Origin of the sequence: Hymenobacter aranciens, from assembly GCF_030580865.1 — a bacterium.
Taxonomy (GTDB): Bacteria; Bacteroidota; Bacteroidia; order Cytophagales; family Hymenobacteraceae; genus Hymenobacter; species Hymenobacter aranciens.
On sequence record NZ_JAUQSY010000003.1, the window covers coordinates 224,938 to 237,785 of the forward strand.

Annotated in this window: 11 protein-coding genes; 9 read left to right on the top strand and 2 right to left on the bottom strand. The window is 59.0% G+C overall.

Features of this window, described 5'->3' with window-relative positions:
• Position 1 precedes the first annotated feature (1 nt).
• From Q5H93_RS05460 to Q5H93_RS05470, 3 genes are read left to right on the top strand one after another with little or no spacing between them, the layout of a single operon-like run.
• A complete protein-coding gene (locus Q5H93_RS05460) occupies positions 2 to 1,078 on the top strand; it encodes a glycosyltransferase family 4 protein (protein WP_305005489.1) in 1,077 nt (358 codons plus the stop codon).
• Positions 1,079 to 1,112: 34 nt separating this feature from the next.
• Complete coding sequence (locus tag Q5H93_RS05465; RefSeq protein WP_305005490.1) at positions 1,113 to 2,126, top strand: polysaccharide deacetylase family protein; 1,014 nt, start codon at positions 1,113 to 1,115, stop codon at positions 2,124 to 2,126.
• Entirely contained in the window at positions 2,123 to 2,914 is a 792-nt protein-coding gene (locus Q5H93_RS05470; protein WP_305005491.1) for a formyl transferase, read from the top strand. Before Q5H93_RS05465 ends, Q5H93_RS05470 begins: the two co-directional genes overlap by 4 nt.
• A gap of 7 nt (positions 2,915 to 2,921) precedes the next feature.
• On the opposite strand, the gene Q5H93_RS05475 is transcribed toward Q5H93_RS05470, so the two are convergent.
• Both Q5H93_RS05475 and Q5H93_RS05480 read right to left on the bottom strand, forming a co-directional pair.
• A complete protein-coding gene (locus tag Q5H93_RS05475; RefSeq protein ID WP_305005492.1) occupies positions 2,922 to 4,166 on the bottom strand; it encodes a hypothetical protein in 1,245 nt (414 codons plus the stop codon).
• Positions 4,167 to 4,292: 126 nt separating this feature from the next.
• Entirely contained in the window at positions 4,293 to 5,540 is a 1,248-nt protein-coding gene (locus Q5H93_RS05480) for a tol-pal system protein YbgF (protein WP_305005493.1), read from the bottom strand.
• Between the two features lie 114 nt (positions 5,541 to 5,654).
• On the opposite strand from Q5H93_RS05480, the gene Q5H93_RS05485 reads away from it, so the two are divergent.
• The 6 genes from Q5H93_RS05485 to obgE all read left to right on the top strand — a co-directional run bounded on the left by Q5H93_RS05485 (position 5,655) and on the right by obgE (position 12,847).
• A complete protein-coding gene (locus Q5H93_RS05485) occupies positions 5,655 to 6,569 on the top strand; it encodes a M20/M25/M40 family metallo-hydrolase (protein WP_305005494.1) in 915 nt (304 codons plus the stop codon).
• A 41-nt stretch (positions 6,570 to 6,610) separates the two neighbouring features.
• Positions 6,611 to 7,810, top strand: coding sequence for an acyltransferase family protein (locus Q5H93_RS05490; RefSeq protein ID WP_305005495.1), 1,200 nt, complete (start codon positions 6,611 to 6,613; stop codon positions 7,808 to 7,810).
• Between the two features lie 107 nt (positions 7,811 to 7,917).
• Positions 7,918 to 10,179, top strand: coding sequence for a sodium-translocating pyrophosphatase (locus Q5H93_RS05495; RefSeq protein ID WP_305005496.1), 2,262 nt, complete (start codon positions 7,918 to 7,920; stop codon positions 10,177 to 10,179).
• 319 nt (positions 10,180 to 10,498) lie between these two features.
• Complete coding sequence (hpt, locus tag Q5H93_RS05500) at positions 10,499 to 11,038, top strand: hypoxanthine phosphoribosyltransferase (protein WP_305005497.1); 540 nt, start codon at positions 10,499 to 10,501, stop codon at positions 11,036 to 11,038.
• Positions 11,039 to 11,098: 60 nt separating this feature from the next.
• Positions 11,099 to 11,722 carry an adenylate kinase gene (locus Q5H93_RS05505; RefSeq protein WP_305005498.1) on the top strand — a complete coding sequence of 208 codons (624 nt, stop codon included), beginning with the start codon at positions 11,099 to 11,101 and terminating at the stop codon, positions 11,720 to 11,722.
• A gap of 129 nt (positions 11,723 to 11,851) precedes the next feature.
• Positions 11,852 to 12,847, top strand: coding sequence for a GTPase ObgE (obgE, locus tag Q5H93_RS05510; RefSeq protein WP_305005499.1), 996 nt, complete (start codon positions 11,852 to 11,854; stop codon positions 12,845 to 12,847).
• The last annotated feature ends 1 nt before the right edge of the window (position 12,848 follow it).

The following is a 12,848-nucleotide window of genomic DNA, read 5'->3' on the forward strand; positions in this document are numbered from 1 at the left end:
CATGGCTAACATCCTCTTCATCGTTCCGTACCCGCCGGGCCGGGCGCCCTCGCAGCGCTTCCGCTTCGAGCAATACCTGACGGCGCTTACGGCGCAGGGCCATCGCTACCGCATGGCCCCATTTCTGAGCGAGGCCACCTGGGCTATTCTCTACAAGCCCGGGCACACCGTGGCCAAGGTGCTGGGCATTCTGGGCGGGCTGTGGCGGCGCTTGCTGCTGCTGTTTGCCGTGCCGGGCTACGACTTTATCTTCATCCACCGCGAGGCGGCGCCCATCGGGCCGCCGGTTTTTGAGTGGGTGATTGCCAAAGTGCTGCGCAAGAAAATTATCTACGATTTTGACGACGCCATCTGGATGAAGGACCCGGCTGGCGAGCAAACCTTTATTAGCCGCCTGAAATGGCAGCAGAAGGTGGGCAGCATCTGCCGCTGGGCTTATAAGGTGAGCTGCGGCAATACTTATCTGGCCGACTACGCCCGGCAGTTCAGCCAGAATGTAGTGGTGAACCCCACCACCCTCGATACCGACTTGCTGCACAACCAGGTGCGCGACCAGAAGCAGGCCGGCCCGCCCGTCATCGGCTGGACCGGCACCCATACTACTCTGCGTCACCTCGACTTGGTGTGGCCCGTGCTGGAACGGCTGGAGGCCGAAGGCCAGGAGTTTGTGTTTCATGTTATTTCCAACGAGCCGCCTACCCACACCGGTTTGCGCAGCCTGCGCTTCTCGCCCTGGCGCAAGCAAACCGAAATTGCCGATTTGCTGCAGTTCAACCTCGGGCTGATGCCCCTGGTTGATGACCCCTGGGCCCGGGGTAAATGTGCGTTTAAAGCCCTGCAATACATGTCGTTGGGTATGCCAGCGCTGGTGTCGCCGGTGGGCATGAACACCGAAGTGGTGCAGGAAGGCGTCAACGGTTTCGTGTGCGCTACCGACGATGAATGGTACCAGGCCCTGCGCCAGCTGCTGGCCAGCCAAGCCGAACGCAGCCGGCAGGGGGCGGCCGCTAGGCGCACCATTGTGGAGCGCTATTCAGTGGCGTCCAACACACAGAACTTTCTGCACCTGTTTCAGTAAACTGGCCGCTACGGTCCACCTTCCGCTTTAGCTCATGGCCAATTCCATTCCTACTCCCGAGCCGCCCGGTGCCCTCGTCATCTCCCTCGATTTTGAGATAAACTGGGGCGTACGCGACCAGCAAACCCTGGCGCAGTATGGTCCGCACCTGCTGGGTGTGCGGCAGGCCGTGCCGGCCATGCTGGAGCTGTTTGCCGAATACGGCCTGCACGCCACCTGGGCCACGGTGGGGCTGCTGTTTTTCCGCACCAAGGCTGAGCTACTAGCCCACCTGCCCGCCGTGCAGCCCCAGTACGCCGACCCCAACCTGTCGCCCTACCTGGCCCTCGACGCAGTAGGGGAGGATGAGGCCCACGACCCTTACCACTTCGGGCATTCGCTGATTCAGCAGATTGTAGCCACGCCGGGCCAGGAAATGGCCTCGCACACCTTTTGCCACTACTACTGCCTGGAGCGCGGCCAGACGCCCGAAGCCTTCCGGCACGATTTGCAGGCCTTCGTTCAGACGGCCGCCGAGCAGGGCCTGGAGCTGAAAAGCCTGGTTTTTCCGCGCAACCAGTATAATGTTAACTACCTGGAAGCATGTCAGGAAGCCGGTATCACCAGCTACCGGGGCAACGAGCAGTCGTGGATTTATAAGGAGCGCAGCGAAGAGCAGCAGGCCCTGTACAAGCGTGGTGCCCGCCTGCTCGATGCGTACGTCAACCTCTCGGGCCGCCACACGGCCAGCTGGGTCGATATGGGCCGCAGCTTTCCCTACAACATCCCCGCCAGCCGTTTCCTGCGGCCCTGGTCGGGGCGCTTCAAAGCCTTGGAAGGCTTGCGTTTGCGGCGCATTCTGAACGGGATGGAACAGGCTGCCAAACGCGGAGAGGTGTTTCACCTGTGGTGGCACCCGCATAACTTTGGCCAGAACCTGACCGAAAACATGGCGGTGCTGCGGCGCATTGCCGAGCATTTCCGGCGCCTGCAGGCCCGCTACGGTATGCAAAGCCTGAGCATGGCCGAAGTGGCCGACCGTCTTCACTCTCTATCTGCTTCCGTATGAGTGCTTCTGCCGAGTTTGCCGGTAAAAAAATCGTGCTCCTTGCCGGTCCCGGCGAGTCGACCGATATTCTGTTTCACGCCCTCGACGCCGAGTTTGGCGTCCACCGCATCATTGTCGAAACACCGGTGAGCCAGAAGCAGCTGCTGAAGCGCCGGGCCGAAAAGCTGGGCTGGCCCACCGTGCTGGGCCAGATTGCCTTCAAGCTGCTGATTTCCGGGCCGCTAGGCCGCACCTCGCAGCCGCGTTTGCGCGAGCTCAAGCAAGCGCATCACCTCAACGACCAGCCCCTGCCCGCCGACCGCACCATTTCCGTATCATCAGTAAATGCGCCGGAGTGCATTGCCAAGCTCCAGGAATTAAATCCTGACGTAGTGGTGGTTAATGGTACGCGCATCATTGCCAAGCGCGTACTCACCAGCGTGCCATGCCCGTTTGTCAATACCCACGCGGGCATCACACCGCTCTACCGCGGCGTACACGGCGGCTACTGGGCCCTGGCCAACGACGACGCCGCGCACTGCGGCGTTTCCGTACATTTGGTAGATGCCGGCATTGATACCGGTGGCATTATTGCTCAGGCACTTATTGAGCCCGGCCCGGCCGACAACTTCACCACTTACCCGCTGCTGCAGCTTATTGCCGGGCTGCCGTTATTGAAAGATGCCGTGCGGGCGGCCCTGGCAGGCACCATCCAGCTACGGCCGGCGCCCGAGGGGCAGTCACGCCTGTGGTCGCACCCCACCTGGGCCGAGTACCGCGCCAACCGCCAGCGCAACGGTACCCGCTAAATCCACGCTAAGCGGCCTCCAAGGCTCGCTGGGTAGCCCTTTCGCGCTTGGCATTCCTGGCGCTTTCCTTCGTGATGTCGTCCAGAATGTATAGGGCGGATAAGTAGAACGGAATCAGTGGTATCTTATACCGTACCAGGGTGCCGAAGTTGGAGGTGGAAACGCCCACCGAGGCCGCAAAAATCAGCGAAAAGAGAAACGACAGCGAGAGCACCGGGGTGGTGGTAATAAATCGCAGCGTTTTGAAGAAGCCAACCCTGAAAAAGATACGCAGGGTAAATACCAGGAAGTACATGGCTTCCAGCGCCGAAAGCAGCATTACCGGGTTCTTGGCTTCCCACAGAAAAGGGCGGTACAAGGAGGTAATAATGGCCATCGGTGCCAGCTTGGCCATGCCCCCGATAGTGCCGTCAAGCTCGCCCAGCTTGTAGCCTGAGCCTTCCTGCTGCACACTCACGCTGTAGATGTAATCGGCGGTGATTTTGCTGCGTTCTCCAATTTTTTCCACGTCGTAGTGGTCGTCGCCTTTGGTGAGGGTAGTGGCGGCATAAAATGCTAGGGCCCCCCCCACCGCAAAAAACAAGGGCTTCGATACCCAGCGAATCACCGAGTTTTTGATGCGGCTACTGTTTTCATTAAATACCCACAGCAGCGCGGCCGGCAAGAAGCACAGCAGGATGTACACCTTAATCAGGAAGATGGCATAAGCGGCGAAAACCCCGATAATGGCCGACTGCAGCATTCTGCGCCGCTGAATGGCGCCCCGGTAGAATGCGTAGAATACCCATCCCAGAGCCCCGATGCAGAGCGAGTCTTTTCCCAGCCCGGAACCCCAGAAAAACAAAGACGGCACGAAGAACAAAGCTATTGCCAGCTGCTTATACATGCCCGGGCGGAGCTTCACGAACGTGATATAGAATGCCCAGATACCACTGAAGCTAACGCCCGCAAACATCAGGGCAATAACGGTATAAGTGTGGTAGTTGAAAAGCCCGAAAACGGCGGATATACGCGAAATAAGGTACTCCTGTGAGCCCTCCTGGTACCAGTACATCTGCTCGTAGTACGGCGCCAGCTTAGGGTCCATCAGGCCGCCGCTGGTCATTATCAGCTTTAAGCCAACACCAAAATCAGTAGTGAGGGCGTCATAAATAACCGATGAGTGATAGAAGTAATTGTAGGTATCGCCACCCCGGTAGTAAAACTGGTAGATAACCCCAACCGCAATGGCGCCGAGAAACTTCAGACTCAAGGCAGGGATAAAATATTTTCGGGTATAGGAGTTAGTGACCCCCGGCCGGACGGCGAAGGCAATGAGGTAAAATATGAGTAGAAATAGCGGGGTCAGAAATATATCTTTAACCTCCATATAGTACGGTTATTTCGGGTGTTTCTTCAGCCAGTCTTTGGCCTCCTTGTATTGCTCCGATTTGTGGTCGGCTTTGTCTTTCACTACCGTATAGTACCGTCGGCCAGCTGTATAGTCCTTGTCCCGGTCGGCCAGCCGCGCCAGGTTCACGTTTGAGAATAAGTAGAAGCCGCCGGCCGTGTCGCCGCTGCTTTCGGCAAACACGATGCAGCGCAGGTAATAATCCTTGGCCTTGGCAATGTCGCGGTAGCGATGCTGCATGAGGTAGCCCAAGAAATAGCTGGCATAGCGCCCACTGATGGCTTCGTAGCCCGGCATACCCAGGTTAATCTTTTCCAGAATATCCCGGCTTACCCGCTCGCATTCAGTGAACTCGCCCTGGTCGTAGGTGAGCAGAGCGTAGAAACGCTGGAAATAACCGTTGTCGGGGTAGGTGGTGGCCAGGTAGCGGGCCACCGGCATGGCTTCTTCGGCGTTGTTTTCCTCGTTTTTGAGGATGCGCATCAGGAATACGCGGGCCTCGGTGCCGGTGTAGAAACCGTTGTTGGCTACGCTGCGCAGCTGCTGCAAGCCCAGCTTGGCATCGCCTTTGGGGAAGAGCAGCAGCACGGGCTTGAGCAGCGGATAATTTTCCGGAATCCAGATGGCGTAATAATTAAACAGCGCCTGCCCGAAGAGAAATTCCGGGCTCAGGCCGTTGGCTTCCTGGCTTTTTTTGAGGGCGTTGAGGGCCCGCTTGCTGCTGACGGTAGCCTTACGCCAGTTGTGACGCTCGGCATTGAGGCGGGCATCGAAACCGTAGCCGGCCGAGAGGAAAAAGCTGGCCTCGTAGTTGTTGTTGTCTTTGTCGTACATCTTCTCCGCCAGCGTGATGGTGGTGTCCATGTAGGCAAAAAAGGTGCGGTCGTACTGCTTGGTCTGGATGTTGGTGGGCATAATCTTCCACCAAGTGCTCAAACCCAGCAGAAAATAAGGCATCGGATGGTTGGGATAGCGCCGCCGCAGCGAGCGGAATTGCTTCTCGGCCTTGTCGTACTTGAAATTGTACAGATTGCGCACCGCACCTTCCAGCTCCAGCTGAATGTCTTTGTCGAGCAGCAGCCAGCCTTTGGTATCCACGGCCGACGGCGCCACGCTCACCGTATCGAGCTGCACCGTGGGCATCACGGGCACGCGCACAGTATCAGTGGGCTGCGCCTGCCCGAGCAGTGGCATCGTCAGAGCCAGCAGAAAAAAGCAAAGTAGGGAACGGAGCATAGGGAGAAAGCCTGACGCAGCCAAAGGCCACCGCCCGGCCAGCCGCACAGCACGGCAAACGGGGCTACTAAAGTACGGACTTTGCCCTAGCTTTGGCTGAAAATCCCCGCTTTTATGCAATTGCTCCATACGCTCTGCCAACTCCCTGCGCCCGCCGGCAACGAGGCGGCCCTTTCCCGTTTCGTGCTCGACTACGTGCGCCAGCACCAGGCCGAATGGCAGCACCAACCCCAGATTATCGCCGACGAGCGGTTTCAGGATTGCATTCTGCTGGTATTCGGGCAGCCGCGCACGGCCGTGTTTGCCCACCTCGACAGCATTGGCTTCACGGTGCGCTATGGGCGGCAGCTGGTGCGCATCGGCGGGCCGCGGGCTGAAGCGGGCTACCGCCTGGTAGGCAAGGATTCGCAAGGGGAAATTGACTGTACGCTGACGGTGGATGAAGAAACCGGTGAGCTGGGCTACGCGTTCCACCGCGACATCGACCGGGGCACTGAGCTGACGTTTTACTGCGACTTCCGCGAAACCGAAACCACCGTCCAAAGCTGCTATATGGACAACCGCTTGGGCGTGTGGAACGCCCTGCGCCTCTGCGAGACGCTGGAGCACGGCATCATCGCCTTCAGCTGCTGGGAAGAGCACGGCGGCGGCTCGGTAGCCTATCTGGCCAGGTTTATCCACGAAACCTACGGCGTACGCCAGGCCCTGATTTCCGACATTACCTGGGTCACCGAAGGCGTACACGCGGGCCAAGGCTGCGCCATCTCGCTGCGCGACTCGCTCATTCCGCGCCGGGCTTATGTGGACCGTATTCGGGCCATTGCCGCCGCATCGGGCATCGCCCACCAGCTGGAAGTAGAAGGCAGCGGTGGTTCCGATGCCAAGGAGCTGCAGCACGCCGCCGCCCCCTGGGACTGGTGCTTCGTGGGTGCCCCCGAAGACCACGTGCACTCGCCCGACGAGCTGGTCGACAAGCGCGACATTGCCAGTATGCTGGCGTTGTATCAGGTGCTGCTGCGGGAGTTGTAAGGATGGGCTTATCTTTACGTGTTTTATCAGCATTATAACAAATGCCGGCTACCATTTCTACTAACGTTTCTACTGCTACCGACGCGCAGCCCGTCAGACTGCTAACTTATCAGGAACTCGACATCCTGCATTGCCTGCGCGGCTTCTGTGCCTTCTACGTGGTCGTGTATCACGCTAAGTTTATCCTGTGGGCCGGTGGGCGCGAATACCTGAACGTGTTTCCCCGGGCCAGCTGGAACATCGGGCAGTACTTGGCTTTTGCGCTGGACATGCTCAGCTCGGCGGGCTACGAGATGGTGATTTTCTTTTTTGTGCTGTCGGGCTTTTTCATTCGCTACGCCCAACTGCGCAAGCACCGCGCCCCCCTGGCTTTCTACCTGAACCGGATTGTGCGGATTTATCCGCCCTACCTGTTTTCGGTGCTGCTGGCGGTAGGGGTGTTGGCAGGGCTGGCGCATTTCGTGCCGCAGATGCTTACCATTGCCAATAGCCGCGAGCTAAACAGCGCCTTGCTCGAAGCCTGGAATGCCCTCCGCCACCTCGACCTGGTAGGAGCGGGCCGGGTACTGCTATTCATGCCCGTGCAGGGGCATATATTTTTGGGTTACAACGAAGTGTATTGGTCGCTGCTGCCCGAGGCAATGTTCTATGCGCTGGTACCGCTGGCCTTCTGGCGCATCCGGGCCTATTACGTTGTCTCGTTGCTACTCTACCTGTTGGGAGCAGTAGCCATCACCCAAAACTATCCCTTAAACGACTTCACCGGCTTTTTTGCGTCTTACAACGCCTATTTTGCCCTGGGAGCGGCGTTGCACGACGTAGTAGTGCGCACCAAGTGGCTGGAACGGTTCCGGCGCGTGCCCGGCTGGCTGCTGTGGAGCAGCATGCTGGGGCTGTTTGCGGGGCTTATCGGCTTGGCTATTCTCAAAATGCGCATTCTTTCCGGCGTCGACGCCAGCTTGCTGGCCGTGCTGGCGGTATCGGCGCTGCTGGCCGGGCGAGTGTCGCCGCGCAACTGGCTGCTGCGGATTTTTCATCCCATCGGTATCTTCAGCTTCTCGCTGTATCTGTACCACTTCCCGCTGTTGCTGTTGTGTGGCGGCCTGCTGGTAGCCCTCACCGGCGACCTGGTATTCTATACCCGATACTACTGGCTGGCTATTCCGGTCGTGACCCTGGCGTGCTACGCGCTGTACTGGTGCACCGAGCGGGTATCGATTAACTTTTTTCGGAAAGTATAGGCAGTACGAGCTTTATTTGCCAGCTTTGCCGTTACGTCCTGTGCCTGCGGGGCATCGGCTTTTTGTTGGTTCTAAACTCTTTTCTTACCTCACACCAATCCCACCTGATGACCCCATACCTCTACGCGGTGCCCGCTCTGGGCCTGTTTGCCTTGATTTACACCTGGCTACGCGCCGGCTGGGTGGCCAAGCAAGACGCTGGCGATGCGCGCATGACCACCATCGCCGGCTACATTGCCGATGGGGCCATCGCCTTCCTCAAAGCCGAATACAAAGTGCTGGCGCTGTTTGGCGTCATCGCTGGCTGCTTTTTGTTCTATCTGGGCTACACGGGTGAGAAATCCAGCCCGGTTATCGTCATTGCCTTCCTCATTGGTGCGGTGTTCTCGGCCCTGGCCGGCTACATCGGGATGAAAATCGCCACCAAGGCCAACGTGCGCACCGCCCAGGCCGCCAAAACCAGCCTCAGCAAGGCCCTGAACGTGTCGTTCTCGGGCGGCTCGGTGATGGGCATGGGTGTGGCCGGCTTGGCCGTGCTGGGCCTGGGCTCGCTGTTCATCGTGTTCTACCAGATTTTTGTGCTCAACGTGGGCGGCAACGCCGCCGGCATCGACATGGAGCGCGCCCTGGAGGTACTCACCGGCTTCTCGCTCGGCGCTGAAAGCATCGCCCTCTTCGCCCGCGTGGGCGGCGGCATCTACACCAAGGCGGCCGACGTAGGGGCCGACCTCGTGGGCAAGGTAGAAGCCGGCATCCCCGAAGACGACCCCCGCAACCCTGCCACCATCGCCGATAACGTGGGCGACAACGTGGGCGACGTAGCCGGCATGGGGGCCGACTTGTTCGGCTCCTACGTCGCTACTATTCTGGCTACTATGGTACTGGGCCGCGAAATGACTTCCATCGGCGCTCCGCTGATGCGCGACAACTTTAATGGCCTTTCGGCTATTTTCCTGCCGATGGCCATTGCCGGCATGGGCATCCTGGCTTCGCTCATCGGCATCCTGTGCGTGCGGGTGAAGGAAGGCGGTAACGTACAGGGCGCCCTCAACCTGGGCAACTACATTTCGGTGGCCGTATCGGCAGTTGGGGCTTACTTGCTCATTAAGTGGATTCTGCCTGCTGGCGACTTTGAAATCCGCGGCCAGATATTCGACGGCATGCACGTCTTCTACGCCGTAGTAGTTGGCCTCATTGTAGGCACATTGATGAGTATCATCACTGAGTATTATACTGCCATGGGTAAGGGCCCGGTAATGAGCATTGTGCAGCAAAGCAGCACCGGTCATGCCACCACCGTTATCGGCGGGCTGGCCGTGGGGATGCACAGCACCGTGCTGCCCATCCTCGTGTTGGCCGCCGGTATCGTCATGAGCTTCAAGTTTGCCGGCCTCTATGGCGTAGCCATTGCCGCTGCTGGCATGATGGCCACCACCGCCATGCAGCTGGCCATCGACGCCTTCGGCCCTATTGCCGACAACGCCGGCGGCATCGCCGAAATGAGTGAGCTGCCCAAGGAAGTGCGTGAGCGTACCGACATTCTTGACGCCGTGGGCAACACCACCGCCGCCACCGGCAAAGGCTTCGCCATTGCCTCGGCGGCGTTGACTTCGCTGGCTCTGTTCGCCGCTTTCATGGGCACGGCCCACATCACCAGCATCGACATTAGCGATGCTAACGTGCTGGCGGGATTGTTCGTGGGTGCCATGATTCCGTTTGTGTTCTCAGCGCTGGCGATTTCGGCTGTGGGCCGGGCCGCCATGGCCATGGTGCAGGAAGTGCGCCGCCAGTTCCGCGAAATTCCCGGCATCATGCAAGGCACGGGCCGGCCGGAATACGAGAAGTGCGTGGCTATTTCAACCCAGGCTGCCATCCGCGAGATGATTCTGCCGGGCGCCATTGCCATCATTACGCCCATCCTCGTGGGCTTCCTATTCGGCCCCCGCGTGCTGGGCGGCCTGCTGGCCGGCGTCACGGTGAGCGGTGTGCTGATGGCCATGTTCCAGAGCAACGCCGGTGGCGCCTGGGACAACGCCAAAAAGTCCTTTGAGAAAGGCGTGATGGTGAATGGCAAAATGGAGTTCAAAGGCTCCGACGCCCACAAGGCCTCGGTAACCGGCGACACCGTTGGCGACCCCTTCAAGGACACTTCCGGCCCCAGCATGAACATCCTCATCAAGCTGATGAGCATTGTATCGCTGGTAATTGCGCCCCACATTGCCGAGCACGGTGGTGAGCGCGGCGTGGCCCCGGTGCGCTCGGAAAAACTGCGTGTAGAGTTTGCCAACCACCCCAAGGTACGCTACGCTGTGAACGTGGCTCCGACGGCCGCGAAGTTCATCTATTCGGCCCTGCGGCAGGCGCGGTAAGCCCATTGAACTGTCTTCAGTGTAGAAAAGGAGAAAAGGCTGCCAGAGATGGCAGCCTTTTTTGTGCAGTAGAGACGCAATGCTTTGTGTATCATTGTTCGCGCTACCGAGCCGATTCTGTTCAAACGAAGGTCAGCGAAGCCAACGACGAGACGCAAAATATTGCGTTTCTATATCGCATTCGATTTTTACAAACTTCCAGACCGCGTCGATAGCAGACTAAAATGCGACGAATACAACCTGTTTAATTCCGGGCTTGCGGTCTAACCCTGACCCGCTATGCCGTACCTTTGCACCCCAATCCGCTACACCCTCACGCATGGGCTCGTCCCTTATTACGCTTCACGGCAAAGATTTTCAGCCGTATCTGTCTGCCTCGCAATTGGCAGAAGCTGTTGAAAATCTGGCTGCTCGCATCAATGCGGATTATGCCGGCCGGCAGCCGCTTTTCGTGGTGGTGCTCACGGGCGGCTTCATGTTTGCCTCCGATTTGCTGAAGTACATCACGCTGCCCTGCGAGGTGGTTTTCATCCGGGTATCGTCGTACGAAGGCACCGAAAGCAGCGGCATGGTGAAAGAAGTGCTGGGCTTGCGCGAGGAAGTGCAGGGCCGCGACCTCATCGTTGTCGAAGACATCGTGGATACCGGCACTACCATGCACCACCTCGTGCCTAAGTTGCAGTCGCAGGGCCCGGCGTCGGTGGTCATTGCCACGCTGTTTTTCAAGCCCGAAAGCCTGCGCCACGAGCTTACTCTCAACTACGTAGCTAAGGAAATTCCCAACGATTTCGTAGTGGGCTACGGCCTCGACTACGACGGCCTCGGCCGCAACCTGCCCGACGTGTACGTGGCCGTGTAACCCGGTTTTGCCGTAGCCTGCTTATCTTGCCTAACGCCGCTAAAAAACTCTCCCTATTTCATGCTGAACATCGTCCTCTTCGGCCCTCCCGGCGCCGGTAAAGGCACCCAGAGCCAGAAGCTGATTGCCCGTTACAACCTCGTTCACCTGAGCACCGGCGACCTGCTGCGCGCCCAGATTGCCCAGGGCACCGACCTTGGCATCCGGGCCAAAAAGCTCATGGACGAAGGCCTGCTTGTGCCCGATGAAGTGGTAATCGGCATGATTGACAATGCCCTGCAGGACAATCCCAACGCCGGTGGCTTTATCTTCGACGGCTTCCCGCGCACGGTGCCCCAGGCCCGGAGCCTCGACGAACTGTTGGCCAAGCACGACGAGAAAATCAACTGCATGATTGCCCTCGAAGTAGGGGAGGAGGAACTGGTGAAGCGCCTGCTGGAGCGCGGCAAAACCAGCGGCCGCCCCGACGACCAGGACGAAAGCAAAATCCGCCGCCGCGTGACGGTGTACAACACCGAAACCGCCCAAGTGGCTGGCTACTACGCTGAGCAGAAGAAGTTCCACGCCCTCAACGGCATCGGTGAGATTGAAAGCATCTTCGGCCAGATTTGTGGCCTGATTGACAAGCACAAACCGGCCGCGGCTGAAACGCCCGCTGAGGCGACGAAAGAAGTAAAAGCGTAGGCTTTTAGAGTTATGAGTTTTGAATTACGAGTTATGAGTTTCGGCGAACAGGCCGGAATTCATAACTCGCTTTTTTAAGGGCCATCCTGCCAACTCATAACTCGTAATTCAAAACTCATAACTCAAAAAATGGCCTCCAATAACTTCATCGACTACGTCAAGCTCACCTGCCGCTCGGGCAAGGGCGGGGCGGGCTCGCGCCACTATTTCCGGGCCAAGGGCCTGCCCAACGGCGGCCCCGACGGCGGCGACGGCGGCCGCGGCGGCCACATCATCCTCGAAGGCAACTCGCAGCTCTGGACGCTGCTGCACCTGCAATATCAGAAGCACGTGTTTGCTAAAGACGGTGAGGGCGGCGGCGAAAACAACCGCACCGGCGCGCAGGGCGAGGATATTATCCTGCAAGTGCCGCTGGGCACCATCGCCCGCGAAGTCGAATCGGGCGAGCAGCGCCTCGAAATCACCGAACACGGCCAGCGCATCATCATGGTGCCCGGCGGGCGCGGCGGCCTCGGCAACGACCACTTCAAGTCGGCCACCAACCAGGCCCCCGACTACGCCCAGCCCGGCGAGCCCGGCATCGAGGAGCAATTGATTCTGGAGCTGAAGCTGCTGGCCGACGTGGGCCTGGTGGGCTTCCCTAACGCGGGCAAGAGCACGCTGCTTTCGGTGGTGTCGGCCGCGAAGCCGAAAATTGCCGATTACGCCTTCACTACCCTCGTGCCCAACCTGGGCGTGGTGGCCTACCGCGACTACAAATCGTTCGTGATGGCCGACATTCCCGGCATCATCGAAGGCGCGGCCGAGGGCAAAGGCCTGGGCACCCGCTTCCTGCGCCATATCGAGCGCAACTCGATGCTGCTGTTCATGATAAGCTGCGACTCGCCCGACATCGCCGCCGAGTACGGCATCCTGCTAGGCGAGCTGCAACAGTTTAACCCCGAACTGCTGGACAAGAAGCGCCTGCTGGCCATCGCCAAAACCGACATGCTGGATGAGGAGCTGGAAGCCGAGATGCGCGCTTCATTACCAGCCGATATGCCGCCCACGATTTTCATTTCCAGCCTCACGAACAAGAACATCGTGCAGCTGAAAGACATGATTTGGAAGGCGTTGCATGAGTAGA